General features: G+C 61.7%; 23 protein-coding genes and 4 pseudogenes. 11 read left to right on the top strand and 16 right to left on the bottom strand.

All coding sequences use genetic code 11. The features are described from left to right. Positions 1–64: 64 nt before the first annotated feature. The 7 genes and pseudogenes from AB4N42_RS04260 to AB4N42_RS04230 form a co-directional block, all read right to left on the bottom strand. Complete coding sequence (locus AB4N42_RS04260; RefSeq protein ID WP_030138164.1) at positions 65–607, bottom strand: disulfide bond formation protein B; 543 nt, start codon at positions 605–607, stop codon at positions 65–67. A gap of 192 nt (positions 608–799) precedes the next feature. After that, on the bottom strand, positions 800–2,041 hold the full coding sequence (locus AB4N42_RS04255) for a heme biosynthesis protein HemY (protein ID WP_030138165.1): 1,242 nt from the start codon (positions 2,039–2,041) through the stop codon (positions 800–802). Further along, positions 2,038–3,168 (bottom strand): uroporphyrinogen-III C-methyltransferase, encoded by a 1,131-nt coding sequence (locus tag AB4N42_RS04250; RefSeq protein ID WP_030138191.1) that lies wholly within the window; start codon positions 3,166–3,168, stop codon positions 2,038–2,040. The genes AB4N42_RS04255 and AB4N42_RS04250 overlap by 4 nt, the downstream gene beginning before the upstream one ends. A gap of 36 nt (positions 3,169–3,204) precedes the next feature. Continuing rightward, positions 3,205–3,951: pseudogene (locus AB4N42_RS04245) on the bottom strand (uroporphyrinogen-III synthase); the annotation flags it as partial. Further along, positions 3,948–4,889, bottom strand: a complete 942-nt coding sequence (gene hemC, locus AB4N42_RS04240) for a hydroxymethylbilane synthase (RefSeq protein ID WP_198797531.1) — start codon at positions 4,887–4,889, stop codon at positions 3,948–3,950. The gene hemC and the pseudogene AB4N42_RS04245, both read right to left, overlap by 4 nt. A gap of 127 nt (positions 4,890–5,016) precedes the next feature. Beyond that, positions 5,017–5,763 (bottom strand): LytR/AlgR family response regulator transcription factor, encoded by a 747-nt coding sequence (locus AB4N42_RS04235; RefSeq protein WP_030138167.1) that lies wholly within the window; start codon positions 5,761–5,763, stop codon positions 5,017–5,019. Further along, positions 5,760–5,909: pseudogene (locus tag AB4N42_RS04230) on the bottom strand (sensor histidine kinase); the annotation flags it as partial. The pseudogene AB4N42_RS04230 and the gene AB4N42_RS04235, both read right to left, overlap by 4 nt. A 314-nt stretch (positions 5,910–6,223) precedes the next feature. On the opposite strand from AB4N42_RS04230, the gene argH reads away from it, so the two are divergent. Next, complete coding sequence (gene argH, locus AB4N42_RS04225) at positions 6,224–7,618, top strand: argininosuccinate lyase (protein ID WP_431147054.1); 1,395 nt, start codon at positions 6,224–6,226, stop codon at positions 7,616–7,618. Between the two features lie 136 nt (positions 7,619–7,754). Here the strand turns inward: argH and AB4N42_RS04220 are convergent, their stop codons facing one another. After that, entirely contained in the window at positions 7,755–8,414 is a 660-nt protein-coding gene (locus tag AB4N42_RS04220; protein ID WP_407682926.1) for a glutathione S-transferase family protein, read from the bottom strand. 124 nt (positions 8,415–8,538) lie between these two features. Between AB4N42_RS04220 and AB4N42_RS04215 the strand changes: the two genes are divergently transcribed. From AB4N42_RS04215 to AB4N42_RS04205, 3 genes are all read left to right on the top strand, one after another. Then, a complete protein-coding gene (locus tag AB4N42_RS04215; RefSeq protein ID WP_323154101.1) occupies positions 8,539–8,823 on the top strand; it encodes a hypothetical protein in 285 nt (94 codons plus the stop codon). 255 nt (positions 8,824–9,078) lie between these two features. After that, a complete protein-coding gene (locus AB4N42_RS04210) occupies positions 9,079–9,324 on the top strand; it encodes a TIGR02647 family protein (protein WP_030138169.1) in 246 nt (81 codons plus the stop codon). Between the two features lie 177 nt (positions 9,325–9,501). Then, positions 9,502–12,345, top strand: a complete 2,844-nt coding sequence (locus tag AB4N42_RS04205) for a class I adenylate cyclase (RefSeq protein ID WP_323154100.1) — start codon at positions 9,502–9,504, stop codon at positions 12,343–12,345. Positions 12,346–12,352: 7 nt separating this feature from the next. On the opposite strand, the gene rnk is transcribed toward AB4N42_RS04205, so the two are convergent. From rnk to cyaY, 3 genes and pseudogenes are all read right to left on the bottom strand, one after another. Then, positions 12,353–12,763 (bottom strand): nucleoside diphosphate kinase regulator, encoded by a 411-nt coding sequence (gene rnk, locus AB4N42_RS04200; RefSeq protein ID WP_030138171.1) that lies wholly within the window; start codon positions 12,761–12,763, stop codon positions 12,353–12,355. A gap of 300 nt (positions 12,764–13,063) precedes the next feature. Further along, a complete protein-coding gene (locus tag AB4N42_RS04195) occupies positions 13,064–13,282 on the bottom strand; it encodes a DUF1289 domain-containing protein (RefSeq protein ID WP_198797536.1) in 219 nt (72 codons plus the stop codon). 4 nt (positions 13,283–13,286) lie between these two features. After that, positions 13,287–13,620 (bottom strand): annotated as a pseudogene (gene cyaY / locus AB4N42_RS04190) (iron donor protein CyaY). Positions 13,621–13,846: 226 nt separating this feature from the next. Here cyaY and lptM point away from each other — a divergent pair. From lptM to AB4N42_RS04160, 6 genes and pseudogenes are all read left to right on the top strand, one after another. Further along, positions 13,847–14,026 carry an LPS translocon maturation chaperone LptM gene (gene lptM / locus AB4N42_RS04185; protein WP_030138174.1) on the top strand — a complete coding sequence of 60 codons (180 nt, stop codon included), beginning with the start codon at positions 13,847–13,849 and terminating at the stop codon, positions 14,024–14,026. 9 nt (positions 14,027–14,035) lie between these two features. Continuing rightward, positions 14,036–15,283 carry a diaminopimelate decarboxylase gene (gene lysA, locus AB4N42_RS04180; RefSeq protein WP_030138175.1) on the top strand — a complete coding sequence of 416 codons (1,248 nt, stop codon included), beginning with the start codon at positions 14,036–14,038 and terminating at the stop codon, positions 15,281–15,283. Positions 15,284–15,287: 4 nt separating this feature from the next. Further along, positions 15,288–16,118, top strand: a complete 831-nt coding sequence (dapF, locus tag AB4N42_RS04175) for a diaminopimelate epimerase (RefSeq protein ID WP_217860616.1) — start codon at positions 15,288–15,290, stop codon at positions 16,116–16,118. A gap of 13 nt (positions 16,119–16,131) precedes the next feature. Next, positions 16,132–16,854: a DUF484 family protein gene (locus tag AB4N42_RS04170; protein WP_217860617.1), complete on the top strand. Its 723-nt coding sequence runs from the start codon at positions 16,132–16,134 to the stop codon at positions 16,852–16,854. Between the two features lie 2 nt (positions 16,855–16,856). Continuing rightward, positions 16,857–17,757: pseudogene (gene xerC, locus AB4N42_RS04165) on the top strand (tyrosine recombinase XerC). Then, a complete protein-coding gene (locus tag AB4N42_RS04160; protein WP_460115905.1) occupies positions 17,754–18,458 on the top strand; it encodes an HAD family hydrolase in 705 nt (234 codons plus the stop codon). Before xerC ends, AB4N42_RS04160 begins: the two are co-directional and overlap by 4 nt. Before the next feature lie 233 nt (positions 18,459–18,691). Here AB4N42_RS04160 and sutA read toward each other — a convergent pair whose 3' ends face one another. The 4 genes from sutA to glnK form a co-directional block, all read right to left on the bottom strand. Continuing rightward, positions 18,692–19,015, bottom strand: coding sequence for a transcriptional regulator SutA (sutA, locus tag AB4N42_RS04155; protein ID WP_007941277.1), 324 nt, complete (start codon positions 19,013–19,015; stop codon positions 18,692–18,694). A gap of 101 nt (positions 19,016–19,116) precedes the next feature. Then, positions 19,117–19,542, bottom strand: coding sequence for a secondary thiamine-phosphate synthase enzyme YjbQ (locus AB4N42_RS04150; protein WP_030138180.1), 426 nt, complete (start codon positions 19,540–19,542; stop codon positions 19,117–19,119). 212 nt (positions 19,543–19,754) lie between these two features. Next, entirely contained in the window at positions 19,755–21,089 is a 1,335-nt protein-coding gene (locus AB4N42_RS04145; RefSeq protein ID WP_030138181.1) for an ammonium transporter, read from the bottom strand. A gap of 33 nt (positions 21,090–21,122) precedes the next feature. Further along, positions 21,123–21,461 carry a P-II family nitrogen regulator gene (glnK, locus tag AB4N42_RS04140; RefSeq protein WP_002555808.1) on the bottom strand — a complete coding sequence of 113 codons (339 nt, stop codon included), beginning with the start codon at positions 21,459–21,461 and terminating at the stop codon, positions 21,123–21,125. Positions 21,462–21,876: 415 nt separating this feature from the next. Between glnK and AB4N42_RS04135 the strand changes: the two genes are divergently transcribed. Then, positions 21,877–22,137, top strand: a complete 261-nt coding sequence (locus tag AB4N42_RS04135) for an accessory factor UbiK family protein (RefSeq protein ID WP_053148583.1) — start codon at positions 21,877–21,879, stop codon at positions 22,135–22,137. Between the two features lie 91 nt (positions 22,138–22,228). Here AB4N42_RS04135 and AB4N42_RS04130 read toward each other — a convergent pair whose 3' ends face one another. Then, positions 22,229–23,869, bottom strand: coding sequence for a methyl-accepting chemotaxis protein (locus tag AB4N42_RS04130; protein ID WP_460115904.1), 1,641 nt, complete (start codon positions 23,867–23,869; stop codon positions 22,229–22,231). Between the last annotated feature and the right edge of the window lie 409 nt (positions 23,870–24,278).

Genomic DNA, 24,278 nt, shown 5'->3' with positions numbered 1-24,278 from the left:
GGCCAGATTATGCCCGCACGACAACCGCTTCAAGGTACGCAGGAGATAAAGTTCATACAAGTGTTTAATCCAGCACCCTGACCAACTGCGACGTCTGGTCGCTGAAAGGGCGGACCAGGGCATCCCAGGCCAGGCGCAACAGCAGGTAGGCCATCGAAATGGCCAGGACAAGAAAAAACAGCAGGCTCCACTCGGGCAGGCTCAGATCGAATAACGTCCAAGTGACACTTGTGCAGTCGATAGCGCCCTCAAGCACATGGCTCATCGCATGCCACCACGAATCCGCTCCCTTCAACCGGGCAACGCAGTCAGGCAAACCCTCAACCGAAGCGCTCTGCACCAAGACCTGACGCCACGCCAGCATCAACCCTGCGGACGCGAATACCACCCCTGCGGTGGCATAGACAACACTGCCCTTTCGGCCAGGACCGTGCACGCAAGCCCCAAGGCAATTCACCAGGAAAATCGTCAGGCATAACCGCTGCAAAATGCACAAGCTGCACGGGGTCAGGCCGACCGCATATTCCAGGTAACTGGCGATACCCAGAGCCAGGGCTGCGGCAATGGAAGCCATGAGAAACAAGAAGCGTGAGCTGGCCAAAGACATGGCGGTTCCGTAACAGAAGAGACAAGCTGTTACGGTAGAGGAAAGCCGTCGGGCCTTTCAAGGCAGGCCCGTGCGGACACTTCACCAAAGGTGTAGGGAATTCCCGACAGACACAACGGGACTTGGCGCAGTTAGCTGTAGGACTTTACCGAAGGCAGCACAATACCGTCGCTACAGCGACTAGATTGCTGCTTAAACGACCTGCGCCGGAACTGGCAGGGGTGCTGCAAGCAAACGCTCGTCCAACAACCCCAACCCCTCCTGGAAGAGCTGGTTGCTACGCTCCGCATCCCCCAGTTGCGCCAGCAACCGCGCAAGCTCGGCGCAAGCCTCGGGGTTGCGCTGGGCCCGCAAGCTGCTTTCAAGATAATCCCGGGCCTTGCCCCACAAACTGTTTTGCAGGCACAGGCGCCCCAGCGTCAACAGCAGGCTTGGGTCCGTCGGATGGTCCTTGAGCCAGCCCTCTGCCGCCTGCAATTGACGGGTTGGATCCGCACCGCGAACCAAGCCGTACAGGCGTGCCAGGTGACTGTCGTACTGGCGCTTGAGGGCGGTGCGCAACACGTCTTCCGCTTCTACTTGGGCGCCCAGCTGCCGGAGCTGTTCGGCATAGGCCAACACCAGTGCCGGCTCCTGGCGTTGTGCGGAACTCAATTGTTGCCAGGCGCGGTTGAGCGACTGCAAGCCGACGCTGCCATCGGCTTCGCGGTGTGCCGCCAGGGTGAGGTTTTCGCCCCAGGCACGACGCTCCAGCTCGGCCAGTTCGGCGGCGGGCAGCACCTTGTCCTTGCGCAGCTCAGGCAACAGCCTGATCACCGCCGACCAGTCACCGCGCTGTTGGTGCAAACGCTGCAACTGACGCAGGACCTGCACGTTATGCGGATGGCGATCATGCATGGCTTGCAGCGTATCCAGAGCACCGTCGGTGTCGCCCCGGTCCGTCTGCAACTGAGCGTGTGTCAGCGCGATGGCCAGTTCCGCCTGGGGCTGACGCTCCAGGGCTCGCTCCAGCAAACTGTCGCTTTGCTCATAAAGACCTTGTTCGTTGGCCGCACGGGCGGCACCGAGGTAATACAACAAGGGTTGGCGCTCGGCTTCGGCCGCACGGTGCAGGTGCCGCTGGGCGCTGGCCCAGCGACCTTCAGCCAGGTCCAACTGGCCGTGCTCGATGGCGACTTGCACGCGACGACTGCGGTTGCGGCGCGACCACGGATTGACCACGCCAGTGGACGTGGTGACCAGCCCGATCAAGGCGCTCACGCCCCGCCATACCAGCCAGAGCACAGCCAGCAATGCGAGGGTGACCCAGAGACCGGCTTCGTAACGAAAGTTCTTGTACGCCACGAGCACGTAACCCGAATGCTCGGCAATCGCCACGCCCAGCACGGCGGCGACAGCGATGACCACGAACAGAATCACGTAGAGGCGTTTCATGGCGTGGTCTCCTGCCCGCCAGCCTTGGGCATCGGCTTGACGGAATCTTCGGCATTCACGTTGCGACGTTCAAGGTAGGCCTGGACCGCGCTCAACGTGCCGGTCAGGTCCGGCGTGACTACAGTGACCGGCGACTTGCTCAGCTCGACGACGCGCTCGAGCATGATCCTGCTTTGCGGGTTGTCCTGGTTGAAGTTGTTCTTGAGCACATCCCGCGCTTCGGCCAACGCCTGGGTGTAGACCGGCGCCTGGCCGTTGAGAGCGGCCCATTGCGCCTGCTCCAGCGCCAGGCTCAAGGCCAGGCGCACCTGCATCAAGCTCTGCCCGGCCAGGAGTGGGCGAACGTTTTCATCGGCATTGAAATCGATGCGGATGTAGCGGGAGATCTGATCCCACCACTGCGCCCAACGGCTGGCACCATCGCCATCGGCGGTCAGGCCCAACAGGGATTCACCGCGATCCTTGTACTCGGGCGCCACTTCTGAAAGCTGCAGTACCTGGTCGCGCAAGGCACCCAACTGGAGGAACAGGCCGGTGCGATCCGGTTGTTCGGTGCTGCGCAGCGCGGCGAGAGTCCTGGCCAGTTGCTCGCGTGCGGCGAACGATCCCGGATCGTTTTGCTCGCGCAGGATTTCATCCGCGCCCTGCACCAATGCCTGGGCGCTGCTGATGTCTTGCAGGGCGGAAAGGCGCAGGCTGGCGAGGCGCAACAAGTGTTCGGCTTCAGCCAGGCGCCAATCCTTGCGGCTGGCACCGAGCACGGTTTCCAGGCGCTGGTTCAAGCGCTGCTGATCGCCCTGCAACTGCGCGACCTGGCGGCGCCGCTCTTCCAATTCTTCAGCCGGGGGCAACTGCTCCAGGCGCTCACTCAGGCGTTGCTCATTGAGCTTGAGGCTCTGGGCCTGGTCATTGAGCGTCTGGACCTGGGCAGACTGCTGCTGGGTGTTGGCTTGCAAGTGGCGCACTTGCCACACGCCCCAGCCACCCACCGCCACGCCGGCGGCGCCCAACAACAGCGCGACAATCGCCAGTCCGTTGCCGCGACGCGGCGCAATCGGCGCCTTGGCGTCGAGCGGAGCATCGAGCGCTGGCTGATCTTGATCTTTTGGCAAGGCTGTTTCGCTCACGTGTCCATCCTTTGCATTAGAAAACGGCACGGATTGTTCCCGTAACGCCGCCAGCAAAGCCGCGGCGCTGGCGCCACGGCAATCCACAACTGTCCGAGCCCCGGCGGCACGCGCCATCTCGGCGACCCTGGGGCTTGGCACGAACAACGGTAGCCGCGCCAGGGCGGGCCACGCTTCACCGGCCAACCGGTGCAGATGCTCGAAGCTCTGCCCACTGCTGACCACCAGGGCGTTCAAGCGTTCCGCTTCAACCTTCGCCGGCAAAGCGTCCTGGCCATATTGCGGCAGGCCGCGCCGGTACAGCTCCAGGTAATCGACACTAGCACCTTGCTCGCGCAAACGCTCTGCCAGCAAACCGCGCCCGCCTTCACCGCGCACGATCAAGACGCGTGGGTCAGGTCGGTCGATAGCCTGTCGCAACGCCGCAAGCTCAAGCAAGGCCTCGCTGTCGTCGCCATTATCGGGATAAGACACGCCAAGGCCGGCGTCGGCAAGAATCTGGCCGGTCGCAGCCCCCACGCTGAACCATGGTTGGTCCGGGGGGTGTGGCCAATATTGGCGCAGCAGTTCCACGCACAACCGTGCAGCGGGTTTGCTGACCACGATCACGGCACAATATTGATCCAAGGCCTGGAGGGTCGCCTGCCCTGGCGCTGAAAGGGGAATCGGCTCGATATCCAGCAATGGCAGGCTGCTGCTGTAGACACCGGCATCCGCCAGGACAGCCGCCAGCGCGCGCGACTCGTCCGCTGGACGGGTAAGCAGCAGGCGCCAACCTGTCACGCGGGGCCTGCCTCGCCGTAGACTTTTTTGAGGATGTCGTCAGCGCCTTGGCTCAGCAGGTCTTCGGCGACCCGCACACCCAGCGCCTCGGCATCGCGCCACGGTGCCCGGGCTTCAGCGCTGAGCAGCGTGCCGCCGCTCGGATCGCCGACCAGGCCACGCAACCAGACTTGCTCGCCCTCGAGCACGGCATAGCAGGCGATCGGCACTTGGCAGCCGCCATTCAGATGTTTGTTGAGAGCACGTTCGGCGAACACACGGATGGCGGTGTCTTCGTGGTGCAAAGGCGCCAGCAAGGCATGGATTTCGTCATCGGCGCTGCGGCACTCGATCCCTACCGCACCCTGCCCGCCAGCCGGCAGGCTGTCGTCGACACTGATGGCCGAGGTGATGCGGTCCTCGAAACCCAAGCGGATCAAACCAGCGGCGGCGAGGATGATCGCGTCGTACTCGCCGGCATCGAGCTTCGCCAGGCGGGTGTTGACGTTGCCGCGCAGGAAACGGATCTGCAGATCGGGACGACGGGTCAGCAACTGAGCCTGGCGACGCAGGCTGGAAGTACCCACCACACTCCCGGCGGGCAGTGCATCAAGGCTGGCATAGGTATTGGAGACGAACGCATCGCGCGGGTCTTCCCGTTCGCAGATACAGAAAAGACCCAGGCCCAGGGGGAAATCCATGGGCACGTCCTTCATCGAATGCACGGCGATATCGGCTTCGTTGTCCAGCAAGGCCGTTTCCAGTTCCTTGACGAACAGGCCCTTTCCCCCGATCTTCGACAGTGGCGAATCCAGCAGCTTGTCCCCGCGGCTGACCATCGGCACCAGCGTCACGATCAAACCGGGATGGGCCGCTTCAAGGCGGGCTTTGACGTATTCGGCCTGCCAGAGGGCCAAGGCGCTTTTACGGGTGGCGATGCGGATCTCGCGAGGGGACATGGATCAATCCGTACTTAAAAGATACGGCAGATAATAACAGCTCAGCCAAATCCGCTTTGATTTGAATCACGACCCCGAGGCCTCCCTGGCCGCCAATCCTGGAAACAGAACCCATCGAGGCGTCGTGCTAAAGCTGCTGCATCATCTTGCGCACACCCGCGACATGCCGCCGGCTGACAATCAGCGCATCGCCGTTAAGCCCTTTGAGGTACAACTGGAAATGCCCATGGGGCGTGCGCTGCAACCGCTCGATGCGTTCACGCGCCACCAACGCGTTGCGGTGAATGCGCACGAACCGCTCGCCGAACTCGTCCTCAAGGGCCTTGAGTGGCTCGTCCAGCAGCACTTCGCCGCTTTCGTGGCGCAACGTCACGTATTTATGATCCGCAATGAAATAGACCACCTGGTTCAACGGGATCAGTTCGATCCCCTTGCGCGTCCGCGCACTGATATGGCTGCGAGGACCGCTGCCACTTTCGGCAGCCGGACGGGTAAGCGCCGCCAGTTGCGTGCGGTTCGGCCGCTCTGCCTTGCGCAGCGCCTCTTCCAGCGCCTCGACGGAAACAGGCTTGATCAGGTAGCCCACGGCGCCTGCCTGCAACACCTCGGGGGGAAAGTCGTCCCGAGTGGTGCAGAACACCACCGCGGGCGGGGACTCGCGCTCGCACAGCTTCGCCGCGACCTGCAAGCCGTCCAGGCCAGGCATGCGAATGTCGAGCAGCACGATATCCGGCTTGTGGCTGTCGATAAGGGCCAATGCCTCTTCGCCATTGGTGGCGCTCGGCTCCAGGACACTGTAACCCTCGAGTTCACCGAGCAATCGGCTCAGGCGCTCGCGGGCCAGTGGTTCGTCGTCAACGATCAGGACATTCATATTGCGCTGGATTCCTGCGTGAGTCTCGCACAAGGATAGCGTAGACAGGGGAAGTGACATCCGTCACCGCGATCCACGCTAAGACTCGTCCGAGGGCCAAAAAGTGCCGCGAGGCGGTTGCCTATCTTTACCAGCGCTTGCCGACCGATGCTCGAGGCCTGTTGTCGCACAGCGTCGCCACAGGGTTTGTTAACAATCGATTTGACCAATATGCACACCCCCTTGCTTGGTGCATCCGATGCGTCCAGGTGAAAAAGCAAAGCCTTACCGTCCACTGTAGACGGTTGCCGCGACGATATTGCTCAATCGAAAAATATCGTTGCGCGAAAAACCCTTTGGATCCGTTGGCGTTCGCTGCGAAAAACCTGGCGACCACTGCCAGCGCCAGCCCCGGCAACCCTGCTATCATCCGCCACAGCCTTCAACCGCTACTTTTTTCCAGCCGATCACGAGCGAATTCATGAGCACTGACAAGACCAATCAGTCCTGGGGCGGCCGCTTCAGTGAACCCGTCGACGCCTTCGTCGCCCGCTTCACCGCCTCCGTCAACTTCGACCAGCGCCTGTATCGCCACGACATCATGGGCTCGATCGCCCACGCCACCATGCTGGCCAAGGTCGGCGTGCTGACCGATGCCGAGCGCGACAGCATCATCGATGGCCTGAAGACCATCCAGGGCGAGATCGAGTCCGGCCAGTTCGACTGGCGTGTCGATCTGGAAGACGTGCACATGAACATCGAGGCGCGCCTGACCGATCGCATCGGCGTGACCGGCAAGAAGCTGCACACCGGCCGCAGCCGCAACGACCAGGTCGCCACCGACATCCGCTTGTGGCTGCGCGATGAAATCGACCTGATCCTGGCCGAGATCACCCGCCTGCAAAAAGGCCTGCTGGAACAAGCCGAGCGCGAGGCCGAGAGCATCATGCCCGGCTTCACGCACCTGCAAACCGCGCAACCTGTAACGTTTGGGCATCACATGCTGGCCTGGTTCGAGATGCTCAGCCGCGACTACGAGCGCCTGGTCGATTGCCGCAAGCGCACCAACCGCATGCCCCTGGGCAGCGCCGCGCTGGCCGGCACCACCTACCCGATCGACCGAGAGTACACCGCGCAACTGCTGGGCTTCGATGCCGTCGGCGGGAACTCGCTGGATAACGTCTCGGACCGCGATTTCGCCATCGAATTCTGCGCCGCCGCGAGCATTGCCATGATGCACCTGTCGCGCTTCTCCGAAGAACTGGTGCTGTGGACCAGTGCGCAATTCCAATTCATCGATCTGCCCGACCGCTTCTGCACCGGCAGCTCGATCATGCCGCAAAAGAAAAACCCTGACGTACCGGAACTGGTACGGGGCAAGAGCGGCCGGGTATTCGGTGCGCTGATGGGCCTGTTGACCCTGATGAAAGGCCAGCCACTGGCCTATAACAAGGATAACCAGGAAGACAAGGAACCGCTGTTCGACGCGGCCGACACCTTGCGCGATTCGCTGCGGGCTTTCGCCGACATGATCCCGGCCATCAGGCCCAAGCATGCGGTCATGCGCGAAGCGGCCCTGCGCGGCTTCTCCACCGCTACCGACCTGGCCGACTACCTCGTGCGCCGTGGCTTGCCGTTCCGTGATTGCCACGAAATCGTTGGCCATGCGGTGAAGTACGGCGTGGACACTGGAAAGGACCTGGCGGAAATGAGCCTGGACGAACTGCGCCAGTTCAGCGACCAGATCGAGCAGGACGTGTTTGCGGTGCTGACCCTGGAAGGTTCGGTCAATGCCCGTGACCACGTTGGCGGAACGGCGCCGGCGCAGGTCAAGGCAGCCGTGGTGCGAGGCCAGGCTCTGCTCGCCAGCCGCTAACAGCTCAAAGCCAAAAGCATCGCGAGCAAGCTCGCTCCCACAGTAGATCTTCGGTAGACGCATAATTGCGAACATTGGAGATCCAACTGTGGGAGCGAGCTTGCTCGCGATAGCGCCCTTCAGAGCAGCAAAAGTATCACTTCTTGGCGGAGATCCTTGCCAAAAACGCCGGCATCTCTGCCTCCCTGTCCGCCGCTATCCGCTGCACGTGCGGGTTCTGCCCCATCCGTTCCATCAAGGCTTTCGCCTTTGGCATATCGGCCAGCAGGTCGATATCGAAGACTTTCTTGCCCACCTGCAAGACCAGCGACAGGCTGTAGTAGAAGTACAAGTCGGCAACGCTCAGGGTCTCACCCGCCACGTACGGCGCGAATTTTCCGTGCCGGCCGAGGGAAGCGAACCCCAGCAGCAATTCACCCTTGGCCTTCTCCTTGACCGCATCCGGCACCGGCATGCCGAAAAAAGCCTCGGCGTAGCAGACACGTCCAGGCAACTCGATGTACAGCTCGATTTCCCGGCACAAGGCCAACACCTGGGCCCGCTCGAACGGATCGGCGGGCAACAAGGCCTTGCCTGGCTGGGTTTGCTCGAGGTATTCGAGGATCACGCTGGTTTCGTTGATAAATCCCTGCTCGGTCTTCAGCACCGGCACTTTGCCGCGAGGGCTGATGGCCAGCGCTTCGGGAGTCTGGGCCCCCACGAACGGGACCTCTTCGAAGGGCAGCCCCTTCTCCAGCAGCGCCAGCTTGACCATGTTGTAATAATTGCTGACACAAAAACCATAAAGCTTAAGCATTCCATAGCCTCCAGGCCGTACGGGGTTGGCAGCCTTGGGTTATAGCCCGCCGACGCATTTCGCGCCAGGCGCATCACACCGGTGAATGCAGGTAAACTGGCGTCCTTTCCCCAAGGAGCCTGCCATGAGCGAGCCGACTGACATCGACAACGACGAAGAAGAATTCGTCGAGAACACGCTGATCCAGGCCATCGAGAACCAGATCGAAAGCGACAACCCGCCAGCGGCCAAGGCCACGTTCAACAAGCTGACCCTGGTGGGTTATGAACGCGAAGAAATCCTTAACCTGATGGCCCACGTGCTGGCGGTGGAAATCGATGCGATCCTGGAAGAAGACCGCCCGTTCAATACCGAGTGGTACGAAGCCGCGTTGCGCGCCCTGCCCGAGCTGCCGCCGGAAAAGAACTGAATCGACAAGCACAGCTGCTCTTTGTGGCGAGGGGATTTATCCCCGCTGGACTGCGCAGCAGGCCCAAAATGGTAATGAATCCATTTTTTAGGGCCGCTTCGCGCCCCAGCGGGGATAAATCCCCTCGCCACAAGGGACTTGCCTGGACTCGCTACAAAAAACAAAAAAAGCATGACACTGACACTGGACAGCTCGGCCAAGTGCGCTCACCTTAGTGACGCTGTCGTCCAAATTCCTAGAAAGTCTGGAGTCCTTATGTCGCTTACCCCTGAGCTGGTTGCCGAACTGGAAATCCTTGCACTCTTCAACCTGGACAGTTCCCAGGAAGGCCTGAAAATTCATCAGACCGCTGCCCCCAAAGCTATCGCCGCTGCCCAACGGCTGTTTGAAAAAGACTTGATAGACCAACCCGATGGCGGCTACCTGACCAGCCTGGGGCGTGATGCCGCGCAAAATGTGCAGACTGTCCTGACAATACTCCGCGCCGAAGAAACCGCCTGATCTCTCCCCGCCCACGGAAATCCCCTTCCTCGGGATTTCCGCAGGCGTACAGGCTTCTTGTGTAAAAATCCTGATTTCAAAATCATTTCCAGCTCAAGAATTCCAAGAGACGGGCGCTAACCTGCCATCACCTGTGTTGTTCCCCACGTTCGACGCCGCGAGCCGGTTTGAGCTGACATGACCCGCAATCACGAAATACGCCCCGATCTGGACGAGGGAATCGACCGCAAGGTCCTGAGCCAGTTGCGCGCGCGTTTTCTCAAGCTCAACTCCGTACGCATGGAGCGTGCCCTGGAAGGTCTGTCGACCCGCCAGCAAGGCGTGCTGACGCTGCTTCCCCTGTTTTTTCACGTCAACCATCCGCTGCTGCCCGGCTACGTCTCGGGGAGCACGCCCGCCGGGTTATCCAATTACGAACCCGACGCCAACGTCCTCGCCGAAGCCCAACGCCTGACCCGGTCGTTTTCCTACAAGCCGCGCCATGGCAGCAACCCACCACGGCCGATCCTTGGCCTGTTCCTGATGGGCAGCCTCGGCACCCTGGCCCAGGCCGACCAGAGCGATATGGACGTGTGGGTGTGCCACGGGCCGGACCTGAGCGACGATGAACTGGCCGAGCTGCGCAAGAAATGCCAGTTGCTGGAAATCTGGGCTGCGACCCAGGGCGCTGAAGCGCACTTTTTTCTCATCGACCCGGCGCGATTCGTCCGGGGCGAACGGGACAATCAGCTCAGCTCCGATGACTGTGGCACCACGCAACACTATTTGTTGTTGGACGAGTTCTACCGCACCGCGATCTGGCTGGCCGGGCGTACGCCGATCTGGTGGCTGGTGCCGGTCTACGAAGAAGAAAACTATGAGCAATACACCCATACGCTGATATCCAAGCGTTTCATTCGTGCAGACGAAACCCTGGACTTGGGACACCTGGCCTACATCCCGCCGGGAGAATTCATCGGCGCCGGGCTCTGGCAGTTGTTCAAGGGCATCGAATCTCCCTACAAGTCCGTGCTCAAGCTCCTGCTCACCGAGGTCTACGCCAGCGAACACCCAACGGTGCGCTGCCTGAGCCTGCGCTTCAAGCAGGCCGTATTCGCCAACCGCCTGGACTTGGACGAGCTGGATCCATACATGGTGGTTTATCGCCGGATCGAGGAATACCTCAACGCCCGTGGCGAACCCGAGCGCCTTGAGCTGATCCGGCGTGCGCTGTACCTCAAGGTCAATCGCAAGCTCACCGGCCCGGTTCGCAGCAGCGGCTGGCAGCGCAACCTGCTGGAACGCCTGGCCCGTGAGTGGGGCTGGGATCAACGTCAACTCGCCCTGCTGGACAGCCGCAGCCAATGGAAGGTGCGCCAGGTCAGCAATGAGCGGCGCGCGCTGGTCGGCGAGCTGACCTACAGCTATCGCTTCCTGACCCAGTTCGCCCGCACCGAAAAGACCGTCAGCCTGATCAACAAGCGCGACCTGAATGTCCTCGGTCGTCGGTTGTACGCGGCCTTCGAGCGCAAGGCCGACAAGGTCGAATTCATCAATCCTGGAATCGCCCCGGACCTGGCCGAAGACACCCTGACCCTGGTCCAGTCGCCGAACAAGAAAGAACCGGGGCAGAACCAGTGGGGCTTGTACAACGGCAGCCTGAACGCCCTGGAATGGGAAAACTTCGCCCCCATCAAGCGCAGCCGCGAATTGCTTGAATTGCTCACCTGGTGCCATCGCAACGGCGTGATCGACAGCAGCACGCGCCTGGCGCTGCACCCCGGCGAAAGCGACCTGAGCGAGTTTGAACTGTTCAACCTGCTGGGCAGCCTGCAACAGGCCATCGCCCTGCCCCTGACCACAGTCGACGAAGAGCAGTTGCTGCATGCCAGCGTCCCCAGCGAAGTGCTGATCCTGGTGAACGTCGGCGTCGACCCGCTCAAGCATCATCGCGACCTGAACATCCTGATGACCACCGAGCGCACCGATTCCCTGAGCTATGCCGGGGTGCGGGAGAACCTGGTGCTGACCCTCGACCAGGTCACGCTCAATAGCTGGAATGAAGTGCTGGTCACCCGCTTCGACGGCGAGCATGCGTTGCTCGACTGTTTGCGCGATTACCTCAACGATCTGCCGGCGACACGGCACCAGCCACGCTTGCAGGTCCGCTGTTTCTGCCACAACCGCGCGCAGTTCATCGCGCGACGGGTCGAGGAAGTTATCGAGACGGCCCAGACCTTGCTGCTGAGCAGACTCAACTATCGCTACCTGCTTCAGGTCCAGCAGCACTACCACGTGCTGGAATTGGTGCCGGGCCAGGTCAACCACGTGGCGCTCGGCAGCCTGTCGGCGCTGATGGATTATCTGGGCGAAGAATTGACGGCCTATAGCCCGCTGCACTTGGACGCGATGGCGCTGGAAGATCACGACGTAGCGCTGATCCTGCCCATGGGCCAGCCCGAGTGCATCCAGGTGTTCTACCGGGTCTATGAAGAAGAAGCCGAGCTGTACGTGCTCGATGAGTTCAATGCGTTGTGGCAGCAACGCTTGCCATTCCACGATGAACAAAGCCTGCTGGTGCCGCTGCAGCGATTCCTGCAATCGGTACTTTACCGCCGCGATGCCTTGTTACCGATGGACGGGGCGCAGCCCCTGCCCTTGGAAATTCTCTATTACCAACTCTTGCCTTCTGGCAGCGGACGGGCCCGGCGTGTCGAATCACGGCAATCGCCGCAAACGCCGGTCAACAAGTCGTTCTATGACGTACAGGCGATCATCGGCAAAGCCGCGCACGGCCAGGTGCACGTCACCCTCTATTGCGATCAGCGCGAATTTTCGGAGCTGGAACATGGCGACCAATTGTTCCGCGTGGTCGCCAGGGAAATTGTCGGCCAGCGCCGCGAGGCCGAGCGCTATCGCTGCTACATCACCGACCTGGACCTCTCGGGCCTGGTGGGTGACAGCGCTTGCTCAAGCAATTTGTTCCTGCGCTACAAGGCGGACCTGGAACGCGCGCTGAACGAGGCGCTGAACCAGGTCTGAGACGGGGTCAGAACGCGCAGTCGCCGCCATTGACCGGCTGCGACTCGACTTCCAGCAAGGTCAGTTTCAGCGTCTTGCCGCCCGGGGCCGGCCAGTCGATGTGCTGCCCGACCTTCAAGCCCAGCAAGGCGCTGCCCACTGGCGCAAGAATCGAAATCCGCCCCTCGTCCGCATTGGCGTCCTGTGGATAGACCAACGTCAGGTGATAATCCTTGCCGCTGCTTTCCTCGCGGCAGTGCACCCGCGAATTCATGGTCACGACATCGGCAGGCACTTCATCGTGTCCCACCAGGGTTTCGGCGCGATCCAGTTCGGTTTGCAAGGCGACCACGCCTGGCAGCGTTTCATCCAGGCTGTCGATCAAGCGCTCCAGACGCTGTACGTCCAGGCGAGTCAGGGTGATGGAAGGTGCGGTCATGGTCCAGGCAGACTCCTTTCTTCTGCACGAAAAAAGCAAAACCCCGCCACATAAAGACGGGGTTTTCACGCGCCTCGATGAGGTGAGGCGTTGCTGGACACTACCACAGCTCAAAAAATATACAACCCGAGGAAGGCTCGCCCTGCCCATGGGCAACACAGAACCCTTGTGGCGAGGGAGCTTGCTCCCGCTCGGCTGCGCAGCAGTCGCAGTTTTTTGGGGTCGCTTCGCCCGAGGCGTCGGACCGTCCCAGCGGGAGCAAGCTCCCTCGCCACAAAGCGCTCATCCATCCGTGAGTGGCTACTTCAGGGATCGGCGCTTGAGCGCCTCGGCACAAATCACCCGCCGACGCTCATCGTCGGCCGAGCGCCATTCGCGGATATCCTCCACATGCCGGAAACAGCCGAGGCAGACCTTGTGCTCATTGAGCTTGCACACGCTGGTGCACGGCGACGGCACGGCCGGGCTGACATTGCTGTAGAGCGGCTTGGGCGGCCGCGCCGGGACGGTCTGGCTCACGAAATCACAAGCCTTCGAAATCGAATTCGACGCCGGCCTGTTGCTTGACGATGCGTTCAAGCATCTCGCCCAGTTGCTCTTCGCTCTTGTCACACATCCAGCGCTCGCTTTCCTCGTCGTAGTCGAAGTGGAAGCCGCCGGACACCGCCGCCAGCCACAACTGTCGCAACGGTTCCTGGCGGCTGAAAATCAGCTGGGTACCGTTTTCGAACTTGACCGTCAGCACGCTCGGCGGACATTTCAAGGTCGATGTCCAGGTCGCTTTCTTCGAAGATATCCTCCAGCGTTTGCTGGGTCGCATCGACCAGATCGTGGAAACGGGCTTCAGTCAAACTCATTGCGGCAACCTCGAAAATGTCTGCTCATGCTCAAGCGCCGCAAGATACGGACGCGCCCGGCTGAATGCAAAGGATAACGACCAAGGGCCCGTGGGTGCTGAACATTGTTCACCAAATGGGCGCCGCTGGAGCCCAAGGCCCGCCGGACGGGCGCCCCGTTGCATAGGCAAGCTGTCGGGTGGCCGGTATACTCCGGCGCAATTAACGCATTTTCAAGGATTTCGCCATGAAGCGCCTGATCTCTTCCCTTGCTGCGCTCGTCGCGGTTGCCTGCCTTGTGACAGCCTGTGGTCAAAAAGGTCCGCTGTACCTGCCTGATGACAGCAAGTCTCCCGAAGAACAAGCAGAGCAGGCCAAGTCGTCGCAATCCAAATCCCACACGCACGACACCCAGACCACCTACTAAGGGAACGCCATGGACGCTTTTAACTACCGTGGCGGGGAGCTGTTCGCGGAAGGGGTTGCCCTGTCTGCGATCGCCGAGCGTTTCGGCACGCCGACCTACGTCTATTCCCGTGCCCACATCGAAGCCCAGTACCGGACCTTCGCCGATGCCCTCGACGGCATGCCGCACCTGGTGTGCTTCGCTGTAAAAGCCAACTCGAACCTGGGCGTGCTCAACGTCCTGGCACGCCTGGGCGCCGGCTTCGACATCGTGTCCGGTGGCGAGCTGGAGCGTGTGCTGGCCGCTGGCGGCAGCGCTGACAAGATCGTGTTCTCCGGCGTTGGCAAGACCCGCGAAGACATGCGTCGCGCCCTGGAAGTCGGCGTGCACTGCTTCAATATCGAATCCACCGATGAGCTGGAACGCCTGCAAGTCGTCGCCGCCGAACTGGGCGTTCGTGCGCCGGTTTCCCTGCGCGTGAACCCGGACGTCGACGCCGGCACCCATCCGTACATTTCCACCGGCCTGAAGGAAAACAAGTTCGGCATCGCCATTGCCGACGCCGAGGACGTGTACGTGCGCGCCGCCCAACTGCCGAACCTGGAAGTGCTGGGCGTCGATTGCCACATCGGCTCGCAACTGACCACCCTCGAACCCTTCATCGACGCCCTCGACCGCCTGCTGGCACTGGTCGATCGCCTCGGCGACTGCGGCATCTACCTGCGTCATATCGACCTGGGTGGTGGTGTCGGCGTGCGCTATCGCGATGAAGAGCCGCCGCTGGTGGCCGACTACATCAAGACCGTGCGCGAACGCCTCGACGGCCGCGACCTGGCGTTGATGTTCGAGCCGGGCCGCTACATCGTCGCCAACGCCGGCGTGCTGCTGACCCAGGTCGAGTACCTCAAGCACACCGAACACAAGGATTTCGCCATCGTCGATGCGGCCATGAACGACCTGATCCGCCCGGCGCTGTACCAGGCCTGGATGGACGTCACCGCCGTGCGCCCACGTGACAGCGAAGCCCGCAGCTACGACATCGTCGGGCCGATCTGCGAAACCGGTGACTTCCTAGCCAAGGGTCGTGAGCTGGCGCTGGAAGAAGGCGACCTGCTGGCCGTGCATTCGGCGGGTGCCTACGGGTTTGTCATGAGTTCCAACTACAACACCCGTGGCCGCTGCGCCGAGGTGCTGGTGGACGGTGATCAGGCATTCGAAGTACGCCGCCGCGAGACGGTAGCCGAGCTGTTTGCCGGCGAAAGCCTGCTGCCGGAGTAATACCATGCTGCTGCGTTTTACCAAGATGCACGGCCTGGGCAATGACTTCATGGTCCTCGACCTGGTCAGCCAGCACGCGCACATCCTGCCCAAGCACGCCAAGCAATGGGGTGATCGGCACACCGGGATCGGTTTCGATCAGTTGCTGATCGTCGAGGCGCCCAACAACCCGGACGTGGATTTCCGCTACCGGATCTTCAACGCCGACGGTTCGGAAGTGGAACAGTGCGGCAACGGCGCGCGCTGCTTTGCCCGGTTCGTGCTGGACAAGCGCCTGACCGCCAAGCGACAGATTCGCGTCGAGACCAAGAGCGGCATCATCGAACTCGATGTGCGCAGCGACGGCCAGATCGGCGTCAACATGGGTGCTCCACGCCTGGTGCCGGCGGACATTCCGTTCCAGGCAGAGGCCCAGGCCCTGAACTACACCGTTGATGTCGACGGCACGCCAGTGGAACTGGCGGCGGTGTCCATGGGCAATCCCCATGCTGTGCTGCGCGTGGACGACATCAACAGCGCCCCCGTGCACGCGCTGGGGCCGAAGATCGAAAACCATCCGCGCTTTCCGGCGCGGGTAAACGTGGGTTTCCTGCAGGTCATCGACCGCCACCGCGCCCAACTGCGCGTCTGGGAACGCGGCGCCGGGGAAACCCAGGCCTGCGGCACCGGCGCCTGCGCTGCGGCCGTCGCGGCGATCAGCCAAGGGTGGATGGATTCGCCCCTGTTGATCGACCTGCCCGGCGGGCGCCTGTCCATCGAGTGGGCAGGCCCTGGCGAACCGGTCATGATGACCGGCCCGGCCGTACGCGTATACGAAGGACAAGTTCGTCTTTGAGTGAGCCAAACCCATGACCGACAAGCCAAAGGTTCCAGCCCCGCAATCCGACGAAACCCCGAGCCTTCCGGACTCAGCGGCGGTGACCGCGTACCTGGAGGCGCATCCGGACTTCTTCGTCGAGCATGAAGACCTGCTTGCCACGATGCGGATCCCCCACCGGCGCGGCGATACCGTGTCGCTGGTCGAGCACCAGATGAAGATCCTGCGCGAGCGCAACATCGAGATGCGCCATCGCCTTTCGCACCTGATGGACGTCGCCCGGGACAACGATCGGCTCTTCGACAAGACCCGGCGGCTGATTCTTGCACTGATGGATGCCAGCACCCTGGAAGACGTGGTGATGAGCGTCGAGGACAGCCTGCGGCAGGATTTCCAGGTGCCCTTCGTCAGCCTGATCCTGTTTGGCGACAACGCCATGCCGGTGGGCCGTTGGGTCACCCACGCCGACGCGCAGACAGCCATCGGCGGCCTGCTCACGGAGAACAAAAGTGTCAGCGGCAGCCTGCGCGAGCACGAGCTGGACTTCCTGTTCGGTGAGGAGCAGCGCAAGCAGATCGGTTCCACTGCTGTCGTGGCCATCGCCCACCAGGGCGTCCACGGCGTATTGGCCATCGCCAGCCGCGATCCGCAGCACTACAAGAGTTCGGTGGGCACGCTGTTCCTGAGCTACATCGCCGAAGTCACCGGTCGGGTGCTGCCAAGGGTCGCCGGTTCGCTGCGCTCGGTACGCTGATGATGGAACGGCAGCTGGACGCCTACTGCGAACACCTGCGCAGTGAGCGCCAGGTGTCGCCTCACACCTTGTTGGCCTACCGCCGTGACCTGGAAAAAGTGCTCGGCTGGTGCCAGAAGCAGAACATCGACACCTGGTCGAGCCTCGACATCCAGCGCCTGCGCAGCCTCGTCGCCCGCCTGCACCAGCAGGGGCAATCCTCCCGCAGCCTGGCGCGACTGTTGTCGGCGGTGCGGGGCCTGTATCACTACCTGAACCGCGAAGGCCTGTGCGATCACGACCCGGCCACCGGCCTGGCACCGCCCAAAGGCGAACGCCGCCTGCCAAAGACCCTCGACACCGACCGCGCCCTGCAATTGCTGGACGGCGCCGTCGAGGATGACTTCATGGCGCGACGGGACCAGGCGATCCTCGAACTCTTCTACTCCTCCGGCTTGCGGCTTTCCGAGCTGACGGGGCTGAACCTGGATCAACTGGACTTGGCCGACGGCATGGTCCAGGTGCTCGGCAAGGGCAGCAAGACCCGCCTGCTACCCATCGGCCGCAAAGCCCGCGAAGCCTTGGAGTTGTGGTTGCCGCTGCGAGCACTGGCCAATCCGGTCGACGACGCGGTGTTCATCAGCCAGCAGGGCCGACGCCTGGGCCCGCGGACCATCCAACTGCGGGTCAAGGCCAGCCGGCGAACGTGAGCTGGGGCAGAACCTGCACCCGCATATGCTCAGGCATTCCTTCGCCAGTCATCTGCTGGAATCCTCCCAGGACCTGCGCGCCGTCCAGGAGCTGCTCGGCCACTCGGACATCAAGACCACCCAGATCTATACCCACCTGGATTTCCAGCACCTGGCGACGGTCTATGACAGTGCCCACCCCAGGGCCAAACGCATCAAGGGCGACGAATCATGACCATCGAGCTCATTACTTTCGACCTGGACGACACGCTGTGGGACACCGCGCCGGTGATCGCCAGCGCCGAAGCCGTCCTACGCCAATGGCTGACCGACAACGCGCCCGACCTGGGCGATTTCCCGGTGGAGCGCCTGTGGGCGATCCGCGCGCAAGTGCTCAGCGAAGAACCCACCCTCAAGCACCGCATCAGCGCACTGCGCCGACGCGTGCTGTTCCGGGCGCTGCAAGACGCCGGTTATGACCAATGGCGAGCCTCGGAGTTGGCAGACCAGGGATTCGAGGCATTCCTCCATGCCCGGCATCAACTGGAGGTCTTTCCCGACGTCGAGCCGACCCTGGAAATCCTCGCCAACCAGTTCGCCCTTGGCGTCGTCACCAACGGCAATGCCGATGTGCGTCGCCTCGGGCTGGCCGACTACTTCAAGTTTGCCCTGTGCGCCGAAGACATCGGCATCGCCAAGCCTGACGCCCGGCTGTTCCACGAAGCCTTGCAACGCGGCGGTGCAACGGCGCAAACCGCCGTGCACATCGGCGATCACCCGGGCGACGATATCGCCGGCGCCCAACAGGCCGGCCTGCGCGCGGTGTGGTTCAACCCGACGGGCAAGGCCTGGGACGCCGAGCATGCGCCGGATGCGGAAATCCGCAGCCTGACCGAACTGCCGGGGTTGTTGGCTGCGTGGCATAGCCAGCGCTGAGCCCACTCCAGCCCCAAGCCAATCCGTGGCGAGGGAGCTTGCTCCCGCTCAGCTGCGCAGCAGCCGCTAACCAGACCACACGATCCGCCTGCAGAAACGCCAGGGGCCCGCTTCGCAGGCCAGCGGGAGCAAGCTCCCTCGCCACGGGTTTCCGGGTTGTGCCCTGGACTTTATCCGGCCCATGAAAAAGCCCGCAGCGACGGCGGGCTTTTTCAGCAAGCAAGGGCAGATACTCAGATAGGGCGGCTGCCGTACTTGTTGTCAGGCTTCTTGGGCGGATCAGCGACCACGTTGGCCTCCACTTCCTGCACCTTTCCGCCCCGGGCCAGGAATTCCTCCATGGCCTTGGCGAGCGCATCACGCTCCTTGTTCTTGGCCTCTACGCTCGGCAACTCGTCGACCGATACCGCTGCCTTGGCCTTGCCTTTGGCAGTCGGGACCGGAACATCGGCACCGTCGTCGTCAGCGACGTCTTCAGCCGCCGCTTCCAGGCCTTCTTCGGCCTCGTCTTCATCACCTACTTCGAGGTCGTCGTTTTCCAGATCATCGTCGCTCATGTTCTACCTCATGACTTGCGAAAAGCAGATTAGTTATAGCCCAGCTTCGCCATCTGTCGAAGGCTGCCAGAAAAAATTCAAGATCCGCCGGCAATCAGCGGTCATGCCCCTTCACCGTGCAAGGTGGCGAGGACTTTACGAGCACCGCCATGATCACGGTGTTCGCCCAAATAGACACCTTGCCAGGTACCCAATGCCAACCGCCCCGCCGTTACCGGAAGGCTGAGTTGACACCCCAGCACACTGGCCTTGAAGTGCGCCGGGAGGTCGTCCAGGCCTTCGTCGTTGTGCTCATAGTCGGCGGTTCCTTGTGGGATCAGCCGATTGAAAAATCGTTCGAAGTCTCGACGTACCGCCGGATCGGCGTTCTCGTTGATGGTCAACGAGGCCGAGGTGTGCTGCAGCCACAGATGCAACAGACCGACACGACAGGCCTTGAGTTCAGGCAAGCCGGCGAGCAACTCGTCTGTCACCAGATGAAAGCCCCGGGGCCTTGCCCGCAGGGTTATCAACGTCTGCTGCCACATACAGATCTCCGCACGTTCGGCGCGCATTCTAGCGCGCTCTGGGAAAAAACAAAGGGCCTAATATTCTTGCCCCCATGTAAGCCTTTGGCGGTAGAAAAACCCACGTCGCATACACAACAAAAGGCGTCGGAAAAACCAGCACGCCCTGTGAGCAATGACAAATTCCAGACAAAAAAATGCCCGGCGAACCGGGCATTTTTTTTATGCGCTGCTTACAGGTTGTAACCGCGCTCGTTGTGCTGGGCCAGGTCCAGGCCCACGGCTTCTTCTTCCTCGGAGACGCGCAGACCCATGACGGCGTCCAGTACCTTGAGGATGATGAAGGTGACGATCGCGGTGTAGACCACGGTGAACGCCACGCCCTTGAATTGAATCCACACTTGCGCGCCGATATCGGTCACGGTGCCGAAGCCGCCCAGGGCCGGAGCGGCGAACACGCCGGTCAGGATCGCGCCGAGGATACCGCCGATGCCATGCACGCCGAAGGCGTCCAGGGAGTCGTCATAGCCAAGTTTGCGCTTGAGGGTGGTGGCGCAGAAGAAGCACACCACACCGGCCGCCAGGCCGATAACCAGGGCGCCCATCGGGCCCACGGTGCCAGCAGCGGGAGTGATGGCGACCAGGCCGGCCACCACGCCCGAGGCAATGCCCAGTGCGCTTGGCTTGCCATGGGTGATCCACTCGGCAAACATCCAGCCCAGCGCCGCCGCGGCGGTAGCGATCTGGGTGACCAGCATCGCCATGCCGGCGGTGCCGTTGGCGGCAACGGCGGAACCGGCGTTGAAGCCGAACCAGCCGACCCACAGCATGGCCGCGCCCATCAGGGTGTAACCCAGGTTATGCGGCGCCATTGGCGTGGTCGGGAAGCCCTTGCGCTTGCCCAACACCAGGCACGCCACCAGGCCTGCGATACCGGCGTTGATGTGCACCACGGTGCCGCCAGCGAAGTCCAGCACACCCCAGTCCCACAGCAGGCCGCCGTTACCGGACCAGACCATGTGCGCAATCGGCGCATACACAAGGGTGAACCACACGCCCATGAAGATCAGCATGGCGGAGAACTTCATCCGCTCGGCAAACGCGCCGACGATCAGGGCCGGAGTGATGATGGCGAAGGTCATCTGGAAGGTGATGAACACCGCCTCAGGGAACAGCGCCGCCGGGCCGGTCAAGCTCGCTGGCGTGACGCCGGCCAGGAAAGCTTTGCCCAGGCCACCGATGAAGGAATTGAAGTTGACGACGCCCTGCTCCATGCCGGTGGTGTCGAACGCGATGCTGTAGCCATAGATGACCCACAGGACGCTGATCAGACCGGTAATGGCAAAGCACTGCATCATCACGGAAAGAAGGTTTTTCGACCGGACCATGCCACCGTAGAACAGGGCGAGGCCGGGAATGGTCATGAACAGTACAAGAATCGTGGCCGTCAGCATCCAGGCGGTGTCGCCGGAGTTCAGGACGGGGGCTGCCGCTTCTTCTGCCATGGCCAGGCCAGGCATTGCGAAGGACAACAGGGCTCCTAGCCCTGCGAATTTACGCAGAGTCATATTGTTTTCTCCTGGGGCGTTGGGTTTGGCGGCTTAGATGGCGTCGGTATCGGTTTCGCCGGTACGGATGCGGATAGCCTGTTCCAGATTGACCACAAAGATCTTCCCGTCACCGATCTTGCCGGTGTTGGCGGCCTTGGTGATTGCCTCGATCACCCGGTCAAGATCCTTGTCGTCAATGGCGACGTCGATCTTCACCTTGGGCAGGAAATCGACCACGTATTCCGCGCCGCGATACAGCTCGGTGTGACCTTTCTGCCGACCGAAGCCTTTGACCTCAGTAACGGTAATGCCCTGCACGCCGATCTCGGACAACGACTCGCGCACGTCGTCCAACTTGAACGGCTTGATGATGGCAGTGACTAGCTTCATGAAACTTTCTCCCGAATTGGTGGACTTGCCCCAGGAAAACAAACCCGACTCAAGTCTAAGCGCAGTGCCTGGCTTTGTAACGCGTCGTCGGCCCAAGTTGCCCGACAGGTGCCAGTTAACCGATCCTGACGAAACTCCCCGTTTCGCCTGCTGCACTGCATTCGTCACAGCGACTGCATCAGTGCATGGGTCATCAGCCTCTAAGCAGAAACCTTGCCATCTGTGCCCAACCCTCCTGATTTCAACCCCTTACCCGTTGCATGCGGCGGTGTCGGGCCACGAAGCGCAACGATACGCACAACAACGGTGCGACAGCGCCCGGCCCTGTGCGCGAAAAGCGTGCATCCCTGCCTGGCGAATTGACTATAGACACTGCGTGATACACTGCCCGCCATTGTTTTCCAGGACACCTGCCATGCTTGCGCCCAAAGACCTCCTCGACGCCCTGAGCGGCCATGCCTCCCGCCTGTTGAGTGGCGACACGCCGCTGCCCAAAAGCGAAATCGAAAGCCAGTTCAAGGCCTTGCTGCAAAGCGGCTTCAGCAAGCTGGACCTGGTCAGCCGGGAGGAATTCGACAGCCAGATGGTCGTGCTGGCCCGGACTCGGGCGCGGCTCGAAAGCCTGGAAGCCAAGGTCGCCGAGTTGGAAGCGCGACTGGCTCCGACACAGGAATAAAAAGCCCCGGATCATTGCCAGGTGCGCCACGGACATTGGGCCGCGAGCCGACGTGATACGCCTGGCAGCCCAGGCGTATCACCCCAAGGGGTCAGAGACGGAAACGGCCGACCAGCGTATTGAATGACAGGGCCAGGCTGGACAGCTCCTGGCTCGAGGTATTGGTCTGGTTCGCCCCAGCGGCAGTCTGGGTCGAGAGATCCTGGATATTCACCAGGTTCCGATCGACCTCGCGGGCCACATGGGCCTGCTCCTCGGAAGCCGTGGCAATCATCAGGTTACGGTCATTGATCTGCGAGATGCCATCGGCGATCTGCTCCAGCGCCTCGCCAGTGGCCCGGGCCAAGCTCTGGGTCTCGGTCACCAGCGCCTGGCTCTTGCCCATCGCATCGACCGCGCTGTCGGCACGATCCTGTACCGAGTGGATCATGCTCTCGATTTCACCGGTTGATGCCTGGGTGCGCGCCGCCAGGGCGCGAACCTCATCGGCTACCACGGCAAAACCGCGGCCCTGCTCCCCGGCGCGAGCCGCTTCGATGGCCGCGTTGAGCGCCAACAGGTTGGTCTGTTCAGCGATCCCGCGAATCACATCCAGCACCTTGCCAATATCGCGCACCTGCACGGCAAGGTCCCTGACCAGCCCGGTGGACGAGGTGATTTCCTGGGTTGCATTGTTGATCGCCTGCACCGCGCTACGGGCCTGATCCCGTCCATTGCTCGCCTGCGAACTGGTCGACTGCGAAGCCTGCGAGGTGGAGACGGCATTGCGAGCCACTTCCTCGACCGCCGAAGTCATCTCGGTCACGGCTGTGGCCGCCTGCTGGATCTCATCATTCTGTCGGAGCAAGGCACGACTGCCATCGTCGGTGACCATCGTCAGCTCCTCAGCGGCGGAAGCCAACTGGTCCGAAGCGCTGGCAATCTGCTGGATGGTGGTCTTCAAGCTCGCCTGCATATCGCCCAGCGCCTTGAGCAACTGGCCGGCCTCGTCGCGACTGTTGCTGGTGATGTGCTGAGTGAGGTCGCCCTGGGCGATGCGTTGTGCGCAATCGACCGCCACGGCAATCGGTCGACTGATCAGGCGGCTGATAAACACGCCCAGCAGCAGCGCGGCGATAAACGCCACGACGATGCCGCTATACAACACGGTCTTGGCCGTGACCTCCTGCTGTGTGGCAGCCTTGGCGTCTTCACCGATCTGGCGATCATTGGAGTCGATCATGAGGGTCAACTGGTCCATCACCTTGCGATAGGTCTTCTGCAGGTCACCCAGCAGCAGGGTGCGACCGTTCTCCAGGTCGCCAGCCGCCATCATCGCGACGTACCGCTGCACCATGGCCTGGTAGACCGGCCAGTCGCGAGCCATCTGGTCGCCGGCGATGCGCTCGTCTTCAGCCAGGTGGCCTTTGCGGTAATCGGCGAAAGCCTTTTCGCTGGCCAACTGATTGGCTTTCATCGAAGCGAGAAACTCATCCTTCACGCTCTGCGGAGCATTGCCGGCAGTCGCGACATATAACCGGTACAGGTCGCGCGACTGGCCGACCGCCTTGGTCTTGGTCTGCGACGTGTTGGCCACCGAGACCAGGTTGTTGTTGAACACCGCCTGCAGACGTGCCGACAGCGCGGAAACACCACTGACGCCAAGCATGCCTACGGCGAGCGTGATCAGCGCGCAGAGAAAAAACGAGGTGATCAGTTTGGTCGAAAATTTTGCGTCATTGAGCCAGTTCATCGGTTGATCCTCATGGGTGCTGATCGAGCAGCACCCGTCATGTGTGCATTTCCCTGCCCCGCATAACGCCAGGTAAAGGGCCTGTGTCCGGATTCCATCGCCACTTGAGCCCGCCCTGACGGCCAGGCGCCGCGAGCGGATGACTGGCTGTTTTTTGATCAAGACGTCGTACAACATCACAAACATACAAGCAAAACGCCCAGTTCATCCTCAAGCTGGATGGAGCAATCTCCTTGCTTACCTGCCCATCACGCTCACGACGACATGGGCTGACAACTTTCTGAAATGCCCGACTTAGAGCTCTAGTAAAGAAAAAATAAATAATGGCCCTTGGCCATACTCATTGAGAAATGTTACAGCATGTGAAATATTTATCGCAACGTAAGACATCGTACGACATGGAAGCGTT

It is taken from the genome of Pseudomonas sp. H2_D02, assembly GCF_054677635.1.
This window is presented reverse-complemented; position numbering and strand designations above follow the sequence as displayed.

Bases quoted from the DNA above. Each gene is read 5' to 3' on its own strand.
- lptM (WP_030138174.1), top strand. From the start codon at position 13,847: ATGAAGCGCCTGATCTCTTCCCTTGCTGCGCTCGTCGCGGTTGCCTGC.
- AB4N42_RS04145 (WP_030138181.1), bottom strand. From the start codon at position 21,089: ATGACTCTGCGTAAATTCGCAGGGCTAGGAGCCCTGTTGTCCTTCGCA.
- AB4N42_RS04205 (WP_323154100.1), top strand. From the start codon at position 9,502: ATGACCCGCAATCACGAAATACGCCCCGATCTGGACGAGGGAATCGAC.
- sutA (WP_007941277.1), bottom strand. From the start codon at position 19,015: ATGAGCGACGATGATCTGGAAAACGACGACCTCGAAGTAGGTGATGAA.
- AB4N42_RS04160 (WP_460115905.1), top strand. From the start codon at position 17,754: ATGACCATCGAGCTCATTACTTTCGACCTGGACGACACGCTGTGGGAC.
- AB4N42_RS04130 (WP_460115904.1), bottom strand. From the start codon at position 23,869: ATGAACTGGCTCAATGACGCAAAATTTTCGACCAAACTGATCACCTCG.
- AB4N42_RS04170 (WP_217860617.1), top strand. From the start codon at position 16,132: ATGACCGACAAGCCAAAGGTTCCAGCCCCGCAATCCGACGAAACCCCG.
- AB4N42_RS04210 (WP_030138169.1), top strand. From the start codon at position 9,079: ATGTCGCTTACCCCTGAGCTGGTTGCCGAACTGGAAATCCTTGCACTC.
- lysA (WP_030138175.1), top strand. From the start codon at position 14,036: ATGGACGCTTTTAACTACCGTGGCGGGGAGCTGTTCGCGGAAGGGGTT.
- AB4N42_RS04150 (WP_030138180.1), bottom strand. From the start codon at position 19,542: ATGTGGCAGCAGACGTTGATAACCCTGCGGGCAAGGCCCCGGGGCTTT.
- AB4N42_RS04215 (WP_323154101.1), top strand. From the start codon at position 8,539: ATGAGCGAGCCGACTGACATCGACAACGACGAAGAAGAATTCGTCGAG.
- AB4N42_RS04220 (WP_407682926.1), bottom strand. From the start codon at position 8,414: ATGCTTAAGCTTTATGGTTTTTGTGTCAGCAATTATTACAACATGGTC.
- AB4N42_RS04260 (WP_030138164.1), bottom strand. From the start codon at position 607: ATGTCTTTGGCCAGCTCACGCTTCTTGTTTCTCATGGCTTCCATTGCC.
- hemC (WP_198797531.1), bottom strand. From the start codon at position 4,889: ATGTCCCCTCGCGAGATCCGCATCGCCACCCGTAAAAGCGCCTTGGCC.
- rnk (WP_030138171.1), bottom strand. From the start codon at position 12,763: ATGACCGCACCTTCCATCACCCTGACTCGCCTGGACGTACAGCGTCTG.
- AB4N42_RS04135 (WP_053148583.1), top strand. From the start codon at position 21,877: ATGCTTGCGCCCAAAGACCTCCTCGACGCCCTGAGCGGCCATGCCTCC.
- AB4N42_RS04235 (WP_030138167.1), bottom strand. From the start codon at position 5,763: ATGAATGTCCTGATCGTTGACGACGAACCACTGGCCCGCGAGCGCCTG.
- argH (WP_431147054.1), top strand. From the start codon at position 6,224: ATGAGCACTGACAAGACCAATCAGTCCTGGGGCGGCCGCTTCAGTGAA.
- glnK (WP_002555808.1), bottom strand. From the start codon at position 21,461: ATGAAGCTAGTCACTGCCATCATCAAGCCGTTCAAGTTGGACGACGTG.
- dapF (WP_217860616.1), top strand. From the start codon at position 15,288: ATGCTGCTGCGTTTTACCAAGATGCACGGCCTGGGCAATGACTTCATG.
- AB4N42_RS04255 (WP_030138165.1), bottom strand. From the start codon at position 2,041: ATGAAACGCCTCTACGTGATTCTGTTCGTGGTCATCGCTGTCGCCGCC.